Here is a 22,243-nt window from a genome sequence, read left to right as displayed (position 1 = left end):
CCGAACCACAAGGGCATGCCGGTCGTGCCCGAGGACAGCAAACTCGACTTCTTCCAAAAGCAGGTCCTGACCTCACGCAACATCCGCGGCGGATCCTTCATCAACAACGCCTTCGGCGGGCTGAACTTCCAGATCGAACACCACCTCTTCCCGGACATGCCCCGCCCGCACCTGCGCCGCGCCGCCGAGATCGTCCGCGAGCACTGCGAACGCCTCAAGGTCCCCTACACCGAAGTCGGCGTCGGCGCCTCCTACGCCGCCGTGGTCACCTACCTCAACCGGGTCGGCCTCGCCGCCCGCGACCCCTTCGACTGCCCCATGGTCAACAAATACCGCCGCCCATGAACCCCACCGCACCCAGGCCCGCCACCTCCGACCAACGCGTCCGACGCGTCCGACACCGCAGCCCAAAACGGGTCAGTTTCACGCGGCTCCGCACCGCTCTTCGGCACCGGATGTCCACAACCCACCACAGCCCTGCTCCCGGTCCTGCGGCTCCTGCAGCCACTGCACCGTTCGGCCGGGACAACGCCGCAGCGGCGTACCGCATACATTCCTCCCGTCTGGCAATACCGGTCCCAGGGGCGCCCGTGTTCGTCCTGATCCACGGCCTGGGTATGTCCCACCGCTACTTCGGCCGGCTCAAGGAGGAACTTGGCGCCATTGGGGAGACCCATGTGCTGGATCTTCCCGGCTTTGGAGGCACACCCAAGCCGGGCCGCACACTCAGTGTCGGGGACTACGCGGACGTCATCGCCGAGGCCATGGATGCCGCGCAGCTGAGCTCCTGCACCCTCATCGGTCACTCCATGGGCGCCCAGTTCGTCACCGAACTCGCCGTGCGGCGCCCCGATCTGGCCGCCCGGGTGGTACTCATCGGACCCGTCACGGACCCGGTTCGCGCGCCGGCGTTCTCGCACACCCTGTCTCTAGGCCTGGACATGGTGCTGGAACGCCCTATGACCACACTGCTTGCCGCCGGCGCTTACGCACAGTGCGGACTGCCGTGGTACTTTGCCGAACTGCCCATCATGCTTGAGTATCGTCTTGACCAGCGGCTTCCCCTGGTGACCCGACCCGTCCTGGTCATCCGGGGCACCCGCGACCCGATCGCTCGACGGGACTGGTGTGCCCGGCTCGCCGATGCCTCCCGGCAAGGTCGCCTCGTGGAGATTCCGGGACAAGCCCACGCTGCACACCGGGCAGGCGCTGCGGCCGTTGGCGCAGCCATCGTCCGGTTCGTTGAAGAACACCCTCGCGCCTCTGCCTTGAACACTCCGCCCTCCGACGGCCTCCCCTCCCCCCGGCGGGTGACCGCCCTGCAGTACGCGGTACGCGCCCAGGCCGGGTCGGTGCACACACCGTGGCAGATAAGCCTCACCGCCGGAGACCGGCAGGCCCGGGCTCACCTGATCGCGCACCGGCCCGCGGCGGACGCCACCGCCGAGGCGGGGGCGAATGAGCTAACGGTTCCCGCATTTGTGCTCATCCACGGCATCGGCATGTCCCACCGATACCTCAAACGCCTCGGGGACCAGCTGTCAACCCACGGACGGGTGATCCTGCTCGATCTGCCCGGTGCCGGACGGACTCGAACTCCAACGGCTAGAATGCCCAACGCCGCGAAAGCCGAAATCATAGGGGATCTCTTGGACGAAATGGGGGTATCTTCCTGCGTGGTGATCGGGCATTCCATGGGGGTCCAGAGCGCTACCGAACTGGCCCTCAAGCGCCCAGGACTGGTATCGCAGCTGGTCCTGATCGGTGCGGCCGTTGACGCAAACCGGCGCACCGTCCCCCAGCAGGCACTGACCCTTGCAGTGAATAACGCGCTGGAGAAGCGGTCGTTGAATGCCATCCAGTTCACCGACGTGCTGCGCTGCGGCCCGCGCTGGTATTTCGCCGAGCTAGCAGTGGCCATGAAATATCCCCTCGAGGAGCAACTTCCCTTGGTGGAGCAGCCGGTTCTTCTCATGCGCGGCGCCCGCGATCTTGTCGCCGGATCCGCATGGTCCAGCGCGCTGGCAGAGGCCGCCAAAGACGGGGAACTGGTGGAGGTTGAGGGTGCCTTCCACGGCGTGCACCACAGCGCAGCCGGAACTGTCGCCGAGCGGATTATGACTTTTCTCGCCGACGCCGCGGACCGCCTCGATGAACCTGAAGCCGCCTAGGACTCCATGCCCAGGACTCCACGCCCAGGACCGCAACTGCCGCACCGACAAGACCTCACCCTGCTGCCGTCGGTAGAAGCTCCCCTACGATACGGGGAGACGGCACCGCGGTACTCCAATGACGCCCAGCGAACAACCAAAGGTAGACCCATGAACACACCACACAAGTTCGACACAATCACCATCATTTTCAACCCGAACAGCACCGGGGACGCACCCAAGCTTGCCGGGGAACTCCGAGACGATCTGGTGCCAGCGCTGCCCGAAACAGATGTCCGGCTCCAGCCCACCGAACACGCTGGCCACGCAGTGGAGCTGGCGCGGATGGCAGCGTCGGCGCCCAACGCCCTCATCGTGTCCGTCAGCGGCGACGGCGGCTATAACGAGGTCGTCAACGGCGTCATGGCCAGCAGAAGCGATGACGCCGTGTGCGCAGTCCTGGCCGCGGGCAACGCGAACGACCACAGCCGCGTCACCGGCCGCAAGCCGCTGGCCGAGGCCATTCTTGAGGGACATGTCCGTCGGATCGACCTGTTGCGCATCAGCATAGACCGGGCCGACACGGCCCCGGTGTACGCGCACTCGTATATCGGGTTCGGGCTCACCCCGGTCATGGCAATCGACCTGGAAAAAGGCAGCAAGGGCGCTCTTAAGGAAATGTTCTCCGTCGTCCGCACCTTCTCAAAGTTCAAACCCTTCGAAATCCGGCAAAGCGACGGAAAACGCCGGAAATTCGACAGCCTCGTGTTCGCGAACATCTCCCAGATGGCCAAGTACGCCACCCTCAGCGAAGCCGACGACCACCCGGCGGACGGAAAGTTCGAGGTCATCATCTTCCCCCACATGGCCAAGTGGAGGATCCTACTTACAGCCCTGCGCGCCACGACGAAGGGACTCGGCGACCAGCCCAGCTACACCCAGTACCGGTTCTCGACCCTCAAACCCATGCCGTACCAGATCGACGGTGAAGTGAAATCCGTGGAAACCAGCACCGACATCACGATCGACAGCATCCCGCGGGCCCTGTCCATTCTCGGCTGATCACCCCCAAGGGACCGCTCCGACCAGGACCTCCGCGGTGAGCGCCACCAGTACGGGGTAGCGTTCCCCTGCTGGGAAGACCCGTGGGCCTTGGCGCGATGAAGGTCGACCCGGATGGGCGTTCGAAGAGGTCCGAAGCGCAGATGACCTGCGAGGATTACGGGATGGCACCATTAGCGGCACCGGAACTTGGCCGTGTGCGCACCCTCGTCGGATTTGCTTTGGCACTGGCGCTCCCGCCGCTGTTGGAGTGGGGTACCTTCGTGGCGGGCCGCGATTTCCTTGCCGCCGATGTCCTGCTGCAGGTCGCCGGAGTGGTGGCGGTGGCGCTGGTCGGCGGGCTGTGGCCGGCGCTGGTGGGCGCGCTGTGGAGCAGCCTGATCCTCAACTACTTCTCGACGGAACCGTTCGGTTCCCTGGAGATCGCTGACGCCGAGAACCTGCTCACCCTTCTGATTTTCGTGGCCGTTGCGGTCTCGGTGTCCTTGGTCGTCGGACTCGCCGCCCGTCGTTCCCGCGAGGCCGCCGTCGCTTCGGCGGATGCCGCGACGCTGGGTGAACTTGCCCGGGGCGTGCTGGCCGCGGAGGACACGCTGCAGGGTTTCCTCCACCATGTCCGCACCCATTTCGGCATGGCTGGGGCCGCCTTGCTTGCGCGGGATGAGGGGGACGACGATGCGCGCACCACCGAGGCCGCCATCTGGAAATTCCTCGCCGTGGACGGCACGTCGGCTGCTTCGAACGGCGGTGATCCGCCCGGGCACTGGGCAACCGGCGAAGGCGATGCCGCAATCCGTGTTCCCGGAGGCCTGAAGCTGGTCCTGTATGGCAGGGCGCTGACGACCCGGGAACATCGGCTGCTGGTCGCCTTCGGATCCCAGCTGGCCGCGCTGCGTCAACGCCAGCAGCTGCTCGCCAGCACCGAGGAAAACCGCCGGCTGGCCGAGGGAAACATTATGCGCACCGCGATCCTGCGGGCGGTCTCCCACGACCTGCGCACACCACTCGCCGGGATCAAACTCGCGGTCACCAGCCTGCGGCAGCCCGGCATCGACTTTCCCCCCGAGGAGGAGGACGAACTGCTTGGCACCATCGAGGCCTCATCGGACCGGTTGGCTTCACTGATTGATAATTTGCTCGACATGTCACGGCTGAGCGGCGATGCAGCGACCGCGCATCTGGGGCCCGTGCACTGGCTGGACGTGGTGGGCGCCGCCCTGCGGGGGATGCCGTCGGAGAATGTACGGATTCTGCTCAAGCCGAACACTCCCCCGGTGGAGGCGGACTTCGGCATGCTCGAGCGGGTCGTCGCCAATATCGCCGAGAACGCTCAGAAGCACGCCGGCAGCACCGACATCGTGGTTACGTCTGCGGTCTCCGGAACGGTCAAGGGCTTCCCGGCGGGCGAACTGCGCATCCGCGACCACGGCCGCGGAGTCGGAGCCGACGGAATGGTGCGCATGTTTCAACCCTTCCAGCGCCTCGACGACGCCGGCACCTCCGGTGTTGGGCTGGGGCTCGCGGTCGCCCGCGGCTTCACCGAAGTGATGGGCGGAGAACTGCTTGCCGAACCGGCACCGGGCGGCGGCCTGACCATGATCATCCGGCTCCCGCTTTCGACGGGGGTGCGGTTGTGACCACGGTCCTGGTGGTTGAAGACGAAGCGCAACTGCTGCGTGCGCTGCAGATCAATCTGCGCACCCACGGCTACCACCCGGTGACCGCCGTCGACGGCGCATCCGCGCTTGCGGCGGCCTCCGAGCACCGCCCGGACCTGGTGCTGCTTGACCTGGGGCTTCCGGACATGGACGGGGTGCAGGTCATCGCCGGCCTGCGCGTGTGGACCCAGGTGCCAATTATCGTGCTGTCTGCACGCCACGGCCCGGAAGATAAAGTCGAGGCGCTGGATGCCGGGGCCGACGACTACGTAACCAAGCCATTCGGCCTCGAGGAGCTGCTGGCACGCCTGCGCGCAGCTGAACGACGCTCCTCCGCAGCCCCGGGAACACCCGTAGTCACGACAGCCGATTTCCGCCTGGATCTTGTCGGCAGAAAGGCCGAGCGCCGCGGCGAACAGGTGCGCCTGACCCCCACGGAATGGCGGATCGTCGAGCTGCTGGTGCGTTATCCCGGTCAACTCGTCGCACAGCAGAAACTCCTGCTGGAGGTCTGGGGGCCGGCCTACGCCCGGGAGGTGCAGTATCTGCGGGTGTATCTGAACCAGCTGCGTCGCAAGCTCGAACCGGACCCGACTCGTCCGCGCTACTTCATCACCGAGAGCGGAATGGGGTACCGGTTCGAGCCCTGATCGCCCCCCCCATGAAAACGTTAAGGAACCATCAAGACGCCCGGTTGCCGCGCCGGGTCGGGCGTAGATTCGAGCCCGTGAGCGCAACTCTAGATCAGGTTCTCCAGTCCCGCCGGGCCCGCCGGTTCGGCAGTTGGCTTCTCGACGACGAGAACCAGCGCAGGCCCACGCGCCGGCCCAGGTCCACCGTGCAGCCCTGGTGGAAGGTCATGTGCCTGACCGGGGTCGACTACTTCTCCACCCTCGGGTACCAGCCGGCCATCGCCGCCGCTGCGGCGGGGGCGCTGGCTCCCGTCGCCACGCTCATCCTTGTGGCCGTCACCCTGTTCGGTGCACTGCCTGTCTACGAGCGGGTGGCCCGGGAAAGCCCCAATGGCGAGGGCTCCATCGCGATGCTGGAGAAGCTGCTGCCCAAATGGAAAGGCAAGGTTTTCGTGCTCGCCCTTCTGGGGTTCGCGGGCACCAGTTTCATCATCACCATCACCCTTTCCGCAGCCGACGCCACCGCCCACCTGATTGAAAACCCCTTCGCGCCGTCATGGTTGCACGGTCAGGAGGTGGCCGTGACCCTGGTGTTCCTGCTTCTCCTCGCCGGCGTCTTCCTCCGCGGGTTCCACGAGGCGATCGGCATTGCCGTGGCCCTGGTCACCGCCTTCCTCGCCCTGAATCTCGTGGTCGTGGTGACCGCCGCCGCGGAGCTCACCGCGGAACCCGAACTGATCGGTAACTGGTGGACCGCCCTTACCGCCCAGCACAGCGACCCGCTCGCGGTGATCGCCGTCGCACTGCTGGTCTTTCCACGGCTCGCGCTCGGGCTCTCAGGATTCGAGACCGGCGTCGTCGTCATGCCGCAGATCAAAGGTGCCCGGGGCGATACAGCGGACAGGCCGCAGGGACGGATCCTCGGGGCGCAGAAACTGCTCACCTCGGCCGCCGTCATCATGAGCGGCTTCCTGATCGCCTCGAGTTTCGTGACGACCCTGCTTATCCCCGCTGAGGAGTTCGAGGAGGGCGGCGAGGCCAGCGGCCGCGCCCTGGCTTACCTCGCGCACAAGTACCTCGGCGAGGGCTTTGGGACCCTCTATGATGCCAGCACCATCGCGATCCTCTGGTTCGCCGGTGCTTCGGCCATGACCGGGCTGCTCAACCTCGTACCGCGGTACCTGCCCCGCTACGGCATGGCCCCGGCCTGGTCGCGGGCCGTCCGGCCCATGGTTCTGGTCTTCACCCTCATCGCTGCAGCGGTCACCATCGCCTTCAAGGCCGACGTCGAGGCCCAAAGCGGCGCCTACGCCACCGGGGTACTGGTGCTGATCACCTCCGCAGCAGTGGCCGTCACGTTGTCCGCCCGCCGGCGTGCCCGGCAGTCGGCCGCCCTCGGCTTCGGGATGATCTCGCTCATCCTGATCTGGACCACGCTCACCAACGTCTGGGAGCGTCCCGACGGCGCCGGCATCGCCGCCCTGTTCATTCTCGGCATCCTCGTGGTGTCCTTCGCGTCGAGGGCGCGTCGGGCGTTTGAACTGCGGGCCGCCACGATCACCCTCGATGACGAGGCGTTGTCCTTCGTGGCTGCACAGGACACCGGGCAGATCTCGCTGATCGCCCACGAACCCCGGCGGCTCAACGCCGCAGCCTACCGCCGCAAATTCCAGCACGCCTGTACCGTCAGCCACCTCAGCCCGTCGGACGACCCCTTGTTCATCGAGGTGATCGTCGATGATTCATCGGAGTTTGAGACACATCTGCAGGTGCGCGGGGTGAGACGCCACGGATTCCGCATCCTCCAGGTCCACAGCTCGAACGTGCCCAACACCATCGCCGCCGTGATGCTCCACATCCGGGACATCACCGGGCTCATGCCCCACGTCTACTTCCGCTGGACCGAAGGCAGTCCCCTGGTGAACCTCGTCAAATTCCTGATCCTCGGCGAGGGCGAAATCGCCCCCGTCACCCGGGAAGTCCTGCGCGAAGCCGAACCGGACCTGTCCCGCAGACCATGGGTGCACGTAGGCTGACCCAATGCGGTGAAGGCGGGCCGGAGGCTACAACCGCCCTACCACCCGAGATGACCGCCGCAGCAGACGCTTCCTTGGCTGAACTCCTCATCGTTCGCGGTCGCCTCGACCCAATCAATGGGTTTGTCGGGCAGAACATGGTCCGGCGGCTTCGCTCCAATCAGCTCACCATGAAGCCGCGCCGGCCGGCCCGCCTCGGCAGTCTTGGCCACCGCCGCCGCGGGTTGCAGTCGACGGCACCCTCTACTGGGCCACGCGGACCTGGAGGTTGCAGGACCAGCCCGCAGAGCTGCACGTTGTCGGTGCCCTGGCCCACGCCCCTTCCTCGATCGACCATCGTTCCTCGCTGACTCCGGCGCGCCTGCTGACCGTGCGGCAGATGCTAGCTCGGGAACCTTGATCATCGTTAGTCTCGGCCCATGACCGGATTCCCTCAGATTCTTCACACGGTTCTCGACACTACTGATGTGCGGGGACTGGCAGAGTTTTACCGCCAACTTCTCGGACTCCAGTACCGGCCAGGAGATGAGCCCGAGGGTGAGGACATGCCTCACGACGTCGATTGGCTCGTGCTCACTGATGGAAAGGGCAACCGCAGGCTCGCTTTTCAGCAGGTTGATCACCTGAAGCGGACGACATGGCCCTTGCCTGATGTGCCGATGCAGATGCATCTCGATCTGACCGTTCCTGACCGGGAAACCCTCGAGCATCACCATTTCAGGGCGCTGGCATTAGGGGCAGAGCTCCGCTTCGATCGTACGGACGACCCGAACGAGCCGTTATACGTTTACGCCGATCCGGCCGGTCATCCGTTCTGTATCTTCGTAAGCTGAGGCGAGAATGACGTCCGCTGGGACTTGTCATCTGCGCCCACATCCTGGAACCTGCGTTCCTGATACTCGCCGGCCCGGCTCCCCATCAACCCCATCAGCGGCCTTCGTCCTCTTCCGTCGAGAACTCTGCGTAACACACATTGGTGTGACGTGATGCTAAAACAGTCTCGTCGAAGGTGCTGGGACTCCCCCAACCCACCGCCAGGTCCTTCTGACGAACATGGCCGTAGCCAGGAACGAGCGCTGAGTTCTCGTTGATGTGGGGACTGCTGAACCCTGACTCATGAATCACCTGCCGATGCGGACGATTTCATAGGAGACGCTGTCGCTGGGCAGTGTGCCGAAGCGCGAGTTGACGTTGTAGAGTGCGCCGCCCGGCCCGTAGTCCGCCGTTGTAGGCACTGCCACGGAATCGTTGGTGACCGTGCCGCGGTATTCCGCTTCGGAGCCGTTGGTGCTCAGGCGTAGCTGGGCAATGCTGTTCGCGTCGTACTGGACAACCGAAAGCATGTTTCCTTTGAGCACGAGTCCGTCAGCTCCGCGAATGGCACCACCGGTGATGTTGATGCGCGTGGCGTGACCTGTTGCGACGTCCACGGCGTAGAGGGCGCTGCCTGCACCATCTGGTGAGGTGGTCTGGGCGACAATCACCGTGTGCCCATCCTGAGCGACAATCCCGTTGGAGTTGAATACGCCAGGCCCGGGAGAAGCAAGTTTGAAGTCTCCAGCGAGCGGGATCTCCGTCGGAGCTTCAAGTTCTGCCCGGTCGAGCGGAAGCCTGTAGAGGACAGCACGCTGCGAGTCCGTGAAATAAGCCGTTCCGGCAATGACGGTGATGTCATTGACCAGCCCGCGGTCTGTGACCTTGTACACCGCCAGCTCATGCCCGGACCGGCGGTCGTAGACGCGGATCTCACCGGACAGAGCGCCTGCCACAAGAACGAACCGGTCGGTCACTTCAACACCCAGAGCAGGGTCACCGTCGGCTTCTACCAGTACCCGGGATTGCCCCGTCCGGAGGTCCGCAGTGACGACAGTCCCGTCGGCGAATGAGCCGACATAGGCTGTTGCTCCTCGGACGGCTATCCCTTCTGGCTGATACCCCAAGTCGCCAGCGATGGCATCGTTCGGCAGCGTGATTTCACTGGGGAACCGGAGCTCACCCGACTGGTCCGCAGCGGCGGCCGACGAGGCGATGGTTACGGACAATGCACTGGCCGCCGCAGCCAGCACCATGCGCTTGGTAGACCTCTTCTTGCCGCGGTGATTGAGGACTGACGGCTTCATGATTACTCCCTAGATCACTGATTTCTGATAATTGCGGTGGACAAGCACCACCGGATCGATCCGGAGGTGCACCCGCGGGCGACCCGGCCAAAGAGCCAATGGGCCCGGTCACCGCGGTTGGAGGCAACCGCCTGACCGGAGGTTCTATCGATTTACAACCACGGCATTCCGGTCCGCATGGCGGGGGGCGTCTCCTTAGCCCTTTGCTGCGAGCAGGGTGGATGGTGCGTGGGAGAAGGGTTGGTAGGTGATGTAGCCTTCGTCGCCGCCTTGGTAGTAGGTGTCAAGATCGGCCACGACGAGAGGGTGGTCCGCGCGCAGGCGTTCGACAAGGTCGGGGTTGGCGAGGAAGGCCCGCCCGAAGGAGATCAGATCTGCGCCCTCACGAAGCCAACGGTCAGCATCTTCGCGCGTCGAGGGAACGGCACTGCCGGGCTTCGACGGATTGACGATGAGAGCGCCCTCCCACGCCCGGCGCAGGCCGCGGATCACGTCTTCATCCGGGCTTGCTCCCAGGTGGAGATAGGCCAGGCCAAGCGGGGCCAGTTCTTCGAGCAGTGCCCCGTACAACTCGGGAATCTCCGACTCGCTCACGTCCCAGATCCCTGCGCCGGGCGATACCCGCAGCCCAACGCGGTCCGCCCCGATGGCATCGACCGTCGCGGTCACGGCTTCCACGGCAAAGCGGATGCGCCCGGTGACCGTTCCGCCGTAGCGGTCGGTGCGGAGGTTGGCGTTGCTCGACAGGAATTGCCCGATCAGATATCCGTTTGCGCCGTGCAGCTCAACGCCGTCGAACCCTGCCTCCAGGGCCCCCCGCGCCGCCGTCGCGTAGGACTCCGCGACCGCGGGGATTTCACTGGACGCAAGTGCGCGCGGCACGGGCGCCAGCTGCGGGCCCGAGGGGGTGAAGACATATGCGTCACGGGCTGCAACCGCCGAGGGCGCAACAGCCTGGTGGCCGGTGGTGTCGGGGTGACTGATCCTGCCGGCGTGCATGATCTGGGCGAAGATCCGTCCGCCGTTGACGTGCACGGCTGATGTGACCTGTCGCCAGGAGTCAATCTGCGCGGCGTTATACAGTCCCGGCGTGAGTGGATTCGACTGTCCTTCCAGGCTCGGTTGGATGCCTTCGGTGATGATCAGTCCAGCGGTCGCCCGCTGCGCATAGTAGGTTGCCATCGATGCCGTGGCGAGTCCCTCAACACCGGAACGTACTCGCGTCATGGGAGACATGACGATCCGGTTCGGGAGGCGCAGTTCGCCGAGGGGCAGATTATCGAAGAGAGAAGTCATATAATGAGGCTAGAACCTGACGCTAACGTCAGGTGCAAATCCATGGCGGCGTTGAATGAAACGCCGCAGGAAGGGAGCATCGATGCGCATTGGTGAACTGGCCCGGCAGTCCGGTGTGAGTGTGCGGGCGCTGCGGTACTACGAGGAGCAGGGACTGCTGGTGAGCACGCGCACGCCCGGCGGCCAGCGCGAGTTCGAAAGCAGCGCGGTGGACCGTGTCAGGTTTTTCCAGACGTTGTACGCAGCGGGGTTGAGCAGCCGCCGCATCGCGGAATTGTTGCCCTGCATCGATACAGGCGGCACCACCAAGGAACAGCAGGCGATGCTGCAGTCCGAGCGCGAGGCGCTGGCGCATCGCATGGCAGAACTGCACGACGCGAGTGCACGTCTCGATGAACTCATCACGGCCTCGAAAGCCCGCTCACTCGAGACGGTCTAGCCTCAGGGCTGCCCGACGGCAGGCAGTCCGCCGCTGCGCAACCGCACCTTGACGAGTGCATCGGCCGGTCACCCAGCAGGCGTTTGCACCTGACGTTAGCGTCAGGTCCTAGGCTGGCGATGCTGCAGGGAAACGCCCTGCACGGGAAGCCAAGGAGACCCCATGCGGGCTGTGCGCTATCACGAGTACGGAAACCCAGACGTGATGATCATCGAGGAAACCACCGAACCCCACGCCACAGCGGGTTCCGTCCGGATCAAGGTTCAGGCGGTGAGCGTCAATCCCATCGATTACCTGTTGCGTTCTGGTGTCATACAGGAGGTGCTTCCCATTGGGCTGCCTGCGATACCTGGACGCGATGCCGTTGGAGTCATCGACGAGGTAGGAGAGGGAGTCTCGAACGCGCGAGTCGGAGACCTCGTTTTCGGACTTGGAGGCGTGAGTGACACCACCGCGGAGTTCGCGGTGCTCACGGCCTGGAGTGAGGTCCCTTCCAACTGGTCGGTGGAACAGGCGGCCGCCGCGGGGCTCGCCTCCGCCACGGCTGCAGGGGTGCTCAACGCGCTCGGCGACCTGTCGGGCAAGACGTTTCTGATCGAGGGTGCTTCGGGCGCGGTGGGAAGCGCCGCTGCCGCGTTCGCACTGGCCGCCGGTGCCCGCGTGATCGGCACTGCACGGCCGGAAAACCATGAGTACCTCGAGAAGCTCGGAGTAGCAGCGACCACGTACGGGCCGGGCCTGGCCGACCGGGTCGAAGCACTGGCACCCGAGGGAATCGATGCCGCCTTGCATTCGGCGCCATCAGCCTCGCTGCCGGATCTGGTGGACATCGTCGGAGACACCACCCGTGTCATCACCGTCATCGACGCAGAGGGAGCCGCACGGCTGGGCCTCCGCAAAGTGGACGCCGTGAACGACTCCTCCCTTCTCGACCACGCAGCCAACCTCGGCCGGCTCGGCCTGTACAGCCCCCGAGTCGACCACGTCCTGCCCCTCGACTCGATTCAGGAAGCACACGAGCTCTCCAAGGGCGGCGCCGGCAAGATCGTCGTCACCCTGACCTGACAGCAACTCAGAGCATCAGGGACCAGAGCCATACCGGGGGGGCAGGTGGCACGTGCCACGGGATCCTGGACGGCAAACTCGCCGCAGTGCAGAACCAGTTGTCTCCCGCGTTCCGTTCCAGCGAGGTCGGACTCCGCGAAGGCATCGGAACTGGAACTCTCCGCCGGGGAAATCAAGGCACTTTCCGGCACTGTCTGGTTCTTCGTCAATCAACCGGGGCGCCCGTCCTTCTCCTCGGAAGGACGGGCGTTTGCCCGCTGCGGTACATGTGGTCAACGCCGTGGATTCCGCCTTGAGGCGATAACCGCAAAACACCGACGTCCAGACCTACCCCGAGGAGGTCGTCAGGTCCCCCGGCTTGAAGAACGACGCCTGGACAGAGGACATCGCCATGGACCGCTCAAACCAACACTAAAGCAAGCTTTTCGACATCGACCTGCGGGCCGAAGGGTGAAAGGGTAGAACATACGTATGACACCAACTCCCCTGCTCCTTGGACCCATGCTGCGGTACGTCGACGAAACCTCGGCAAGTATCTGGGTGGAGGTCGGGGCCGCGGCACGCGTCGTCGTCCGGGCCGCCCAGCGATCCTGGGAAGCACGCACGTTCGCGGTCCACGGGCACCACTACGCGCTCGTCGAGGTGGACGGACTCGAGCCGGGGAGCGTCACCTCCTACACGGTGGAGATCGACGGACACCAGGCCTGGCCGGACCCGGGATCGGTTCCTGAATTCCCGCCGTCGAGCATTGCGACACGCACCCCGGGGAAGCCCCTCCGACTGGCCTTCGGGTCCTGCCGCACGAGCGTCCCTCACACCAAGGAGGGCAATCGGACCCACGGCATCGATGCTATGCGTGCGTACGCGCTCAACCTGACAAAGGACGACAGTGCACCGCGGCCGGACCTGGTCCTATTCCTCGGCGACCAGGTGTACGCCGATTCCACCAGTGAGGAGATGCAGCAGTTCATCCGCGGGCGGAGGGACATCGACGAGGAGCCCGGCGCCGAGCTGAAGGACTACGAGGAGTACGCCCACCTGTACAACCTGGCCTGGTCCGACAGTGCCAACCGCTGGTTGCTGTCCACCCTTCCCAGTGCCATGATCTTCGACGACCACGACATCCGGGATGACTGGAACGCCTCCGCCTCCTGGAAGCAGGAAATGGAGGCCACCTCCTGGTGGCAGGACCGGATCGTCGCGGGCCTGGCGTCGTACTGGGTGTACCAGCACCTCGGCAACATGTCACCGGACGGGCGCGCCGAGGACCGCATCTGGCAACGGATCGTCAACCACCACGATGCCGCCGAGCTCGACCTGAGCGAGGAGCTCGACGCCTTCGCAGACCGGGCGGACAAGGACCCGGCCAGCTACCGCTGGAGCTACTGCCGTGACTTCGACGACACGCGCCTGATCGTGGTCGACTCCCGCGTATCACGCGTGCTGACACCCGATGCGCGGGCCCTGCTCAGCGAGGAGGAGACGGCGTGGCTGGATCACAGGATGGTGGGCGGATTCCGGCACCTGCTGGTGGGAACCTCGCTGCCGTTCCTCCTGCCGCTGGGGCTGCATCACATCGAGTCGTGGGACGAGGCCCTCGCACAGGGCGCCTGGGGCGCGCGGGGCGCACGGCTGGGTGAGAAGCTGCGGCAGGGCATGGATCTTGAACACTGGGCCGCCTTCCAGAACAGCTTCCACGCCGTGGCTCTTATGGCGACGGACGTGGCGGACGGTAACCGGGGCCCGGCACCGGAGACGGTGACCTTCCTGTCGGGAGACGTCCACTTCTCGTACGTCGCGGAAGTGGACAGGACGTCGGGCAGCCGTATCCTCCAGGTGGTCTGCTCCCCGATCCGCAATCCGCTGCCGCGGCTCCTGCGTTCCTCCACTGCCATCCTCTCCTACGCGGTGGCGGCACCTCTCGGGGGCCTCCTGGCGCGCTCCGTGAAAGTTACCAAACCACCGTTCCGCTGGCGGAACATCAGGGGACCGTGGTTCGACAACAACCTCGCCTCGCTCGAGGACACCGCGGATGGGCTCACGGTGTCGTGGCAGTCGGGAACGGTGGACGGGGACGACCATTTCCACCCCCGGCTCAGGGAGGTTGCCGCCATGACAGTGCCGCGGCGTGGGTCCGGGAATATGCCGGGAGGGGAAGCCGTGCCCGAGGCAGCGCTCTCGACATTCAAGGGCTCTCGGGCACGGAGAGGACGGCGACAGTAGGAACTGCCTGCAGCGCCGACTCCCCAAAAGGACAATCCTGAATTCGCCGGACGAACTGATCAACAACCTTGAGACCACCAGCACGTTCCACCACCTCCCTGAGGTGGAGAAGTGCCACGGACCCCTCGATGACCTCTTAGCCATGATCGCCGGCCGAGAAAAGGCTGTTGCCCCTGTTCGACTCGAATCGTGCCGAAGTGCCACAAACCGGTATGCATCCCCTCGCATTACCCTGCAGGATGCGCCTTCGCGGATAGCCACCGGCAGAAGCGACACCTGCACACCGACCGTCCACTGAGCGGTGAGCGCCTTCAATACGTGCGATTGAGTAGACGCAACCATTGTATTGAAGGCCCTCACTTCCACTCTGAATTTCCCCGAGATGCGGGCGCGCCCGAAATTCAGGCCGGCCAGGGTCCTGCTTCGAACTCACCGATGGGGTCTCACCGCCGGATTCGTAGGCCGGATGACTTCCACGGTCACCGTTTCAGCGCAGTCAGAGTCAGGGGGTGGGCAGGGTTCCGTAACGTGCGGCGGGATCCAGGTGGAGACCGGACTTGAGCCCGACCGTGATGGGATCGGCGAGCACCTCTGTCCTGGACTGCTCGATGCCGTCCAGAGCTGCGGCGACAACATCGGCGGGGTGGGTCTTTGGTGCATCGACTCCGGCTGTCATGTCAGTGTCGACCAGGGCCATATGCAGACCGAGCACCTTGGTGCCTTGCGCGGCCAACTGAACACGCGTGGCATCGGTGAGGCTCCACGCCGCGGCTTTCGACGCCGCGTAGGACGTTGCTCCCGGAGCGCTGAACCACGCGGCCGCTGACAAGACGTTAAGCACGGCGCCTCCACCGTTGGCTCCGAGAACCGGAGCGAAGGCCCGTGTCATTTTCAGGGCACCGAAGAAGTTGATCTCAAACTCCCGCCGGATCACTTCGAGGTCCCCGGTCAGGAGATCAGCCCCCGATGCCACGCCTGCGTTATTGATCAGCAGATCGACATCGACCGCCAGTGCGGCCACCGCCGCGATCTGATCGTCTTCGGTGATATCCAGCTCGAGAACTTCGACACCCCCGGATCCACCTCGGAACGGCATGGAGTCTGCGTTGCGGGCGGTCGCGTAAATTCTGCCCGCTCCGCGGGCCTTGAGCTGACGGACGAACTCGGCGCCGATCCCCCTATTGGCTCCCGTGATGAGCACTGTTGAACCCTTGATCTGCATGGAAATACTTCTTTCTGTAGTGGACGCTAGTTAATACCTACAGCAAGTTAGCACATTCCCTAGCGGGCACTATACAATGAGTCCGTGGCTGGCAGACCGAGAACATTCGACCGTGAGGCGGCGCTGATTGTCGCGATGGAGCACTTCTGGCGGAGCGGGTACGAGGGAACGACCGTGGCGAAACTGACCGAAGCCATCGGCATCACCCCGCCGAGCCTCTACGCCGCGTTCGGCGACAAGGATCAACTCTTCGAGGCTGCTGCCGCCTGGTACTTCGCCGGCGTGCGTCGACAGTCCGAGAAGGCCCTGTCCTTGCCGACGCTCCGCGAAAGCCTCACCGAGATGCTTCACCTCAGCGCCTATTCCCACACCAGCCAGGACACACCACCCGGTTGTTTCCTCGCACTCGAACCCCGCCTGGCCGAGCACAGGGAAATACTCCGGCGTCGCATCGCGAAGCGCGTCGCCCAGAGCATCGACGAGGGCGAAGTCCCCGAAGGTTCTGACCCCGACCAGATTGCCAACTACATCATGGCGGTTCACAACGGCATGGCAGCACGCGCGCGCGATGGAGGAACCACCACCGAACTGCTCGCAATCGCCGACATGGGACTCAGCGCCCTCCCCGCCCGCTGAACACAGAAGACAGCACGCCTGTGACAGCGCCCCGTGCGGGCTCATGCACCCCCGTTACCACCGCGCGCAGAGACTGACCTGCGCAGGGGATTGTCCAATCCGGATGCCCCAGTGAAGGATCCTGTGCAGTGCGCCTCGGGGCGAGGGCCGGACCCGCATCCTCGGCCCCGCCACCCTGTGATGCCGGTGCTCGGGTGGCGTTCCGGCATCAATTATGGCGCGCGGCAGGCCTGCCGGGAGTGCCGAAGCATCTGAAGTTTGACTCGGTTGTAAGAACATGGTTTTTACTCGAACTCGTGCTTGCGCGGTGGACGCCACGAGCTTCCCGCACACCGGCTCCCCAATGGACTAACCTCCCATCGCGCTGCCTCTCCGGCCAAGCATTTCGCCTGCAATTAGGGCCGCGTTGGGAAGCATCGGCCGCGGGCTCCGACTCAAGACCTCTGGCTGCTCGACGGATTGGCGAGTTGACCGGTGCCCATCAATAAATTTGACCTGAAGGAACTAACATGACGAATCGGCTTGATCAGACTGCACGGGCTTCCGGGGGTGAGGAGCAGGGGCATCAAAGGGTGGTTACGGTGCGCCCCACCCCGCTGAAGGAGAGGTCTTTGGCGCCCGACCTCGCACGTGGCGTCATGCTGCTGCTCATCGCTCTGGCCCATGCCCCCTACTTCCTCTACACCGCGCCCATCGGGACCATAGGCATCCACCCCGTCATAGGTAACCTGGCGGATCGCCTCGCTCAGGGCTTCACCCTGATGGCGGTCGATGCCCGCGTGTACACCATGTTCGGATTTCTGTTCGCCTACGGGATCGGGCAGATGTATGCCCGCCAGACCGCCAAAGGCACCAGCCCCACCGATGCCAGGCGTCTCCTTCGCCGGCGCCACTGGTGGATGATCGCCTTCGGCGCCGTCCATGCGGCCCTGCTGTGGCAGGGAGACATCATCGGTTCGTACGGCCTGATCGGGCTGATCATGGTTCCGCTGTTCTTCAACCGGACGGACCGCACCTTGAAGATCTGGATCGGCGTGCTGCTGGCACTCACCGCTGTCTTTGGGCTCTTGGGCGCACTGGCGTCTACGGTCACCACCGGGCAGCCAGCAACGAATCCCCAAGAAGTTCAGCTTCTCAGCATCGCCGAACCGCACTACTTGATCTCGGTGCTCGAACGGTTCCCCGCCTGGATCGCTGTCCTGATTGGCAGTCTTGTGGGCGTTTCGCTGCCGGCGGCGTTCCTCATGGGCGTGTTGGCCTCACGGCACCGGATCCTGGACAACCCCGGTGAGCACCTCGTGCTCCTCCGGCGGCTGGCCGTAGGAGGCATCACCGCCGGCTGGGCGACGGGGGCGGCCCTGGCGCTTCAGCACACCGGCGTCATCGATATCGCCCCCGACGGCGTCGTCCAACACATCAGCCTCTTCGCAGGAACCTTCGCGGGCATCGGCTACGCCGCACTGTTCGGCCTCATCGCGCACCGCGTGTCCCGGAGGTCCGCACCACCCAGCGGCCCTGTCCGGTGGGTCTCCGCCCTCGGCCGGCGCTCCATGAGCGGGTACCTCGTCCAATCCCTCGCATGGGGTCCGGTGCTCGCTGCCTGGGGACTGGGCCTCGGCGCCCAGCTCTCCAGCTGGTCCGTCCTCGCCTACGCCGTGGCGGTCTGGGCGGCCACCGTTGTCCTTGCCGTTGCCATGGAGCGCCGCGGCCTGCGCGGACCAGCCGAACTGGCACTGCGCAAACTCACCTACCGCGGCTCTGCCGCACCCAAACCCGCACCGATGGAAAACACCTGAGCACCATCCCGGTTCCATGCGAGGCAGGCCCCTGGATCCAGTGCTTGGGCGTGGTCGGCGAGATCCCAAATCCTTCGCGTTCCGCGCGAAGGGAGCTTCACCCTTGCTGGCTTTGTCGATGACGTCCTGGCAGAACTGAAGCCCCATAAGCCATCGGCATGGTCAATATCCTTCCACGAGGCCGCGCTCGCTAGGTCAGCTGTCATCAGCGCAACCTGTTCTGCTGGACCGCCGCAGGGAAATCGGGGCTGATGAAGTTGCCGGCTTCTTCCTGGGCGGCTTCGAGCTGATCGAGGACGTGCAGGGAGCTCACCGTCACCGCGGAGTTGATGCGTCCACCGGCAGTCCCCGGACTCTGTCGGTCCGGTGCGAGATCATCTCCGTGCCTGGAACGGCCGGGCCTTTGGCGGAGCGGCATCTCCGTATGGGGTGTACCGGGATGGAAGGATCGTGCTTCCGGTGTCATGCGGACTCCCTGATAGCCGTAAGAAACGGGTCGATACCAGGGTCTGGGGTAACAATCCCAGCGTGCGCGGATGAGGGTGGGATGTCAAGGTTCGCGGGACGGGCGGAAACTCCCCCGTCAGTGAACGCGGCCACCCAAGGGCCGAAGGCTGATTCTGAAGGAAGGCAGAGTGCGCTGGAACTTCATTCCCGGTATGTCTCCGGCGGGTTTGTAGGTATAGGATAACGGGCTGTTCCCTTCGGCGGACCGGCGGCAGGCGGAGGTGCCTCAGCGTCGGTTCCGGCCCGCCGGCGGAAACCAGTTCGATCACGGCGCCCTGTTCATCCACCGAGAGTGACTTCCCATGAGTGAACCGCTCCAATCAACCCCCAACCCCCTTCGGGGACGGGATGACGGTGCCGGTCCCGGCGCCGGCCTGAGTGCGCCGTTCGTCAAACGTGGCAACGTGACCGGTGCGGCGGTGTCCGCTTTCACCGCTTCCAACGCCGAAACCCTCCTCTCCGCCACCGACCCCGTCGCACAGACCCTTGAGGAAGCCCAGTTCGATCTGGGTGAAGGGCCACGCTGGGATGCTGTGCGCACCCGCCTTCCGGTCCTCATCCCCGACGTCAGGGAAAACGCCTTTCTGCAGTGGCCGGCCTTCGGTGAGGTCCTGGCCCGGCTCGAGGTGGGTGCCCTGTTCGTCTTCCCCCTCACCGTGGGCGCCATCGACCTCGGCGTGGTCGAACTGCACCGGACCAGCCCGGGATCGCTGAGCGGAAGTGAGCGGCTCGCCGTGGAGGTTCTGGCCGGCGAGACCGCTTGGGCCCTGCTGCGCTGGACACTTCAGGATGCCCAACCTGGCGCTCCCGCCATCTTCCCGTCCGTCGGGGACTCCAACACCGGTACCGGTGCGACCCCCGGCACCGCGTCCGCGCCGGCGGGGCTGCCCAACTCCCGGCGGGAAATTCACCAGGCGACGGGCATGGTCCTTGCCCAGGCCGACGTCAGCGCGGCACAGGCCCTGCTGCTGCTCCGCGGACATGCCTTCTCCCACCAACAGACCCTCCACCAGACGGCCCTGCAGGTGATCCGCAGGGAACTCAATTTCACGCCACCTGACGGCACCTCACCGGAGCGGCCGGGACTGGCCTAGAATGCTGCAATGGCGACCATCACCCGACCCGAGCAGGTCAGCGCCGCTTTCCTCAGGCTCACCGAGACCCTCATCACGGAGTACGACGTCCTTGAACTGCTCCACATCCTCGTCGAAGAGTCCGTCAGGCTCCTCGATGCCGCCCAGGCCGGGCTCCTCCTGGCGGATCCCTATGGGGAACTCCAGCTTCTTGCCTCGACCAGCGAGGAAAGCCAGCTCGTGGAGGTCCTTCAACTTCAGGCCGGCGAGGGCCCCTGCATCGACTCCTACAAGACCGGTTCGGTGGTCACCATCGATGACATCACCGCCCTCGGCGGGCGGTGGCCCGCCTTCCAGAAAGCCGCCCTGGATCAACACTTCCTGTCCGTGCACGCCGTCCCCCTGCGCATCCACAACCGCACCATAGGAGCCATGGGATTGTTCGGTGTGAGCCGTGGGGCGCTGAGCCCGGAGGACGCCGCCATCGGTCAGGCCCTAGCTGACGTCGCGACCATCAGCCTCATCCAGGAACGCACCCTCCGTGAAAGCCAGATCGTCAATGATCAGCTCCAACGTGCCCTGAACTCACGGATCACGATTGAACAGGCCAAAGGCGTCATTTCCCACACCTCCTCCGTGGACATGAGCGAGGCCTTCGCGCGCCTGCGCGGATACGCGCGGTCGCACCGCCAGTCCCTCCACGACACCGCCGCGCAGGTCCTCAACCGCACCCTCAATCTCTGACCCAATGAGGTGAAGGGGCAAAGAAGTTTAGGACGGTGCCGTCCGTTTCAGCGCCGGCGCGCTGAATAGGGCGGCAGATGCAATGCGGACGACCTCCGGAAGCTCCTCGAAGGCCGGCTTCGCGAACCAATATCCCTGGAACAGGCGGATGCCTCGTGCCTTCAGGAAGAGGAACTCCTCCTCGGTCTCGACGCCTTCTGCGAGCACCGTGATGCCCAGCTCCGCGGCGATACCCACGATGCCGGTGACGACGGCTCGGCGGGCTCGACTGTTATCGACTCCTCGGACGAGCTTCATGTCGATTTTGAGCAGATCGGGCTGGAACTCGACCAGGAGCCCCAGCCCCGCGTGTCCGGCACCGAAGTCATCGATGGCGGTGGTGAAACCGTGCCTGCGGTATTCGGTGATGATGTTCCTGAGGTGAACGGTGTCCGCGACTTCCTCATTTTCCGTGAACTCGAACATGATCGACGAGGTCGGAAAGCCGCACCGCGCCGCTGTGAGCAGCGTCGCTCGCAGACATGCGGCAGGTTCATAGACCGCGTTCGGCATGAAGTTGATCGACAGCTTCAGGTCCTCGCCCGCGGGAAACAGGCAAGATGCCAGCTCGATGGCCTTTATGCGGCAGTCCTGATCGAAGCGGTATCTCTGCTCCGGCGAAATCTTTGACAGGACGTCATACGCGCCCTCACCCGCCAAGCCTCTGACCAGCGCCTCATAGCCCCATACGCGGTCGTCAACCGCGTCGTAAATGGGTTGGAAGGCCATGCTGAAATCAAAGTCGGGTTTTAAGGACGTCGCGCAGCCATTGCATGCCATACGGAGTGCTCCCTCACTGGTCTCGTCCACCATAGGCCACACGTCAGGACAGCCCCAAGTGCCGCAGCAGCCAATCAACCGACCCGGCGCACGCTATAGCTGCCGGCGGTGCTAGCGGAGGCGATTGAAGGACATCTGAACCGCCCGTATGCGGCTGAGGGTGTGCGTCGCCTGCCACAACCGGAGCCCGGCCGCTGGTTCACACAGCCGGTGCCCCATCCGCTGCGGGTGGGCATCAACTGTTCCCCTCGATCCTGCTGCCGACTGCCGTCCGCGGGACTGAGGAGCGCGCCGGGTTGTGCACAAGTGCGCCGTCGCACCCGTGGAGGTTCCGAGGCTAGCGGGGTGGCCACGGCCCGTACACTGCTGCGTGCCTCGTGGGATCATACGGTATGGGCGAAAACGATAGTGCACCTGGCGAGAAAGCCGCCCCACGGACCGGAGTGAACGATCATGCGTGGGAGCGGGAACACCGCCATCCCACTGGTGAACAAGCGAAGGCGATCGCCTCCCGTCGTCGGGATGCCGAAGCTAAGTTGAGGCAGCATCAGCAGGAGGCCCGGCATAAGGCCGAAGGGAAATCCAAAGAGCAGCACGAATAGGAAAGGTCCGGCCAAGATAGGTCGGGCATTTCTCTTGAGTGTGCTCCTTGGTTCCGGTGAGGCTGGAGGAACCCGGCAGGCGCTGGTGCTCCAAGGTGGGGCCTGCACCGGACCGGTGAAGCGTGCCGTTGTGCTGGGCCCTGGCTCCGGCGTACCGGATCGT

The 22,243-nt window shown here is 64.9% G+C and carries 18 protein-coding genes; 14 read left to right on the top strand and 4 right to left on the bottom strand.

Annotated features, from left to right (window positions below):
• The 7 genes from GVV86_RS17355 to GVV86_RS17325 all read left to right on the top strand — a co-directional run.
• Nucleotides 1-345: fatty acid desaturase family protein (locus GVV86_RS17355; RefSeq protein ID WP_201291504.1), on the top strand; the 345-nt coding region annotated here is incomplete at its 5' end.
• Nucleotides 346-590: 245 nt separating this feature from the next.
• On the top strand, nucleotides 591-2,171 hold the full coding sequence (locus GVV86_RS17350; RefSeq protein WP_159803512.1) for an alpha/beta fold hydrolase: 1,581 nt from the start codon (nucleotides 591-593) through the stop codon (nucleotides 2,169-2,171).
• Nucleotides 2,172-2,321: 150 nt separating this feature from the next.
• Nucleotides 2,322-3,212 (top strand): diacylglycerol/lipid kinase family protein, encoded by an 891-nt coding sequence (locus GVV86_RS17345; protein ID WP_159803511.1) that lies wholly within the window; start codon nucleotides 2,322-2,324, stop codon nucleotides 3,210-3,212.
• Between the two features lie 164 nt (nucleotides 3,213-3,376).
• Nucleotides 3,377-4,849 (top strand): sensor histidine kinase, encoded by a 1,473-nt coding sequence (locus GVV86_RS17340; RefSeq protein WP_246670033.1) that lies wholly within the window; start codon nucleotides 3,377-3,379, stop codon nucleotides 4,847-4,849.
• Nucleotides 4,846-5,520, top strand: coding sequence for a response regulator (locus GVV86_RS17335; RefSeq protein WP_159619612.1), 675 nt, complete (start codon nucleotides 4,846-4,848; stop codon nucleotides 5,518-5,520). The genes GVV86_RS17340 and GVV86_RS17335 overlap by 4 nt, the downstream gene beginning before the upstream one ends.
• Nucleotides 5,521-5,729: 209 nt before the next feature.
• Complete coding sequence (locus tag GVV86_RS17330; protein WP_159803517.1) at nucleotides 5,730-7,538, top strand: APC family permease; 1,809 nt, start codon at nucleotides 5,730-5,732, stop codon at nucleotides 7,536-7,538.
• Nucleotides 7,539-7,957: 419 nt separating this feature from the next.
• Nucleotides 7,958-8,371 carry a VOC family protein gene (locus GVV86_RS17325; protein WP_159803510.1) on the top strand — a complete coding sequence of 138 codons (414 nt, stop codon included), beginning with the start codon at nucleotides 7,958-7,960 and terminating at the stop codon, nucleotides 8,369-8,371.
• A gap of 288 nt (nucleotides 8,372-8,659) precedes the next feature.
• Here GVV86_RS17325 and GVV86_RS17320 read toward each other — a convergent pair whose 3' ends face one another.
• Both GVV86_RS17320 and GVV86_RS17315 read right to left on the bottom strand, forming a co-directional pair.
• Entirely contained in the window at nucleotides 8,660-9,658 is a 999-nt protein-coding gene (locus GVV86_RS17320; protein ID WP_159803509.1) for a hypothetical protein, read from the bottom strand.
• A gap of 195 nt (nucleotides 9,659-9,853) precedes the next feature.
• On the bottom strand, nucleotides 9,854-10,954 hold the full coding sequence (locus GVV86_RS17315; protein ID WP_159619606.1) for an alkene reductase: 1,101 nt from the start codon (nucleotides 10,952-10,954) through the stop codon (nucleotides 9,854-9,856).
• An 82-nt stretch (nucleotides 10,955-11,036) separates the two neighbouring features.
• On the opposite strand from GVV86_RS17315, the gene GVV86_RS17310 reads away from it, so the two are divergent.
• The 3 genes from GVV86_RS17310 to GVV86_RS17300 all read left to right on the top strand — a co-directional run bounded on the left by GVV86_RS17310 (nucleotide 11,037) and on the right by GVV86_RS17300 (nucleotide 14,681).
• Nucleotides 11,037-11,393, top strand: coding sequence for a MerR family transcriptional regulator (locus GVV86_RS17310; RefSeq protein WP_159619604.1), 357 nt, complete (start codon nucleotides 11,037-11,039; stop codon nucleotides 11,391-11,393).
• 162 nt (nucleotides 11,394-11,555) lie between these two features.
• Nucleotides 11,556-12,458 carry an alcohol dehydrogenase catalytic domain-containing protein gene (locus GVV86_RS17305; RefSeq protein WP_159803508.1) on the top strand — a complete coding sequence of 301 codons (903 nt, stop codon included), beginning with the start codon at nucleotides 11,556-11,558 and terminating at the stop codon, nucleotides 12,456-12,458.
• A 471-nt stretch (nucleotides 12,459-12,929) separates the two neighbouring features.
• On the top strand, nucleotides 12,930-14,681 hold the full coding sequence (locus GVV86_RS17300) for an alkaline phosphatase D family protein (RefSeq protein WP_159803507.1): 1,752 nt from the start codon (nucleotides 12,930-12,932) through the stop codon (nucleotides 14,679-14,681).
• A gap of 502 nt (nucleotides 14,682-15,183) precedes the next feature.
• On the opposite strand, the gene GVV86_RS17295 is transcribed toward GVV86_RS17300, so the two are convergent.
• Nucleotides 15,184-15,903, bottom strand: coding sequence for an SDR family oxidoreductase (locus GVV86_RS17295; RefSeq protein WP_159619598.1), 720 nt, complete (start codon nucleotides 15,901-15,903; stop codon nucleotides 15,184-15,186).
• A gap of 84 nt (nucleotides 15,904-15,987) precedes the next feature.
• Here GVV86_RS17295 and GVV86_RS17290 point away from each other — a divergent pair, with 84 nt between their 5' ends.
• The 4 genes from GVV86_RS17290 to GVV86_RS17275 all read left to right on the top strand — a co-directional run bounded on the left by GVV86_RS17290 (nucleotide 15,988) and on the right by GVV86_RS17275 (nucleotide 20,659).
• Nucleotides 15,988-16,539: a TetR/AcrR family transcriptional regulator gene (locus GVV86_RS17290; RefSeq protein ID WP_159619596.1), complete on the top strand. Its 552-nt coding sequence runs from the start codon at nucleotides 15,988-15,990 to the stop codon at nucleotides 16,537-16,539.
• A gap of 611 nt (nucleotides 16,540-17,150) precedes the next feature.
• On the top strand, nucleotides 17,151-18,335 hold the full coding sequence (locus GVV86_RS17285; protein ID WP_201291503.1) for a DUF418 domain-containing protein: 1,185 nt from the start codon (nucleotides 17,151-17,153) through the stop codon (nucleotides 18,333-18,335).
• Between the two features lie 809 nt (nucleotides 18,336-19,144).
• Complete coding sequence (locus GVV86_RS17280) at nucleotides 19,145-19,936, top strand: GAF and ANTAR domain-containing protein (RefSeq protein ID WP_246670032.1); 792 nt, start codon at nucleotides 19,145-19,147, stop codon at nucleotides 19,934-19,936.
• 9 nt (nucleotides 19,937-19,945) lie between these two features.
• Entirely contained in the window at nucleotides 19,946-20,659 is a 714-nt protein-coding gene (locus GVV86_RS17275; RefSeq protein WP_159619592.1) for a GAF and ANTAR domain-containing protein, read from the top strand.
• Between the two features lie 27 nt (nucleotides 20,660-20,686).
• Here GVV86_RS17275 and GVV86_RS17270 read toward each other — a convergent pair whose 3' ends face one another.
• Nucleotides 20,687-21,427, bottom strand: a complete 741-nt coding sequence (locus tag GVV86_RS17270) for an EAL domain-containing protein (RefSeq protein WP_246670031.1) — start codon at nucleotides 21,425-21,427, stop codon at nucleotides 20,687-20,689.
• Nucleotides 21,428-22,243 lie beyond the last annotated feature (816 nt).

Source organism: Arthrobacter zhaoguopingii (assembly GCF_009828595.1).
Taxonomy (GTDB): Bacteria; Actinomycetota; Actinomycetes; order Actinomycetales; family Micrococcaceae; genus Arthrobacter_D; species Arthrobacter_D zhaoguopingii.
The sequence above is the reverse complement of the archived record's forward strand: the minus strand, read 5'-3'. Positions and strand labels throughout refer to the sequence as shown.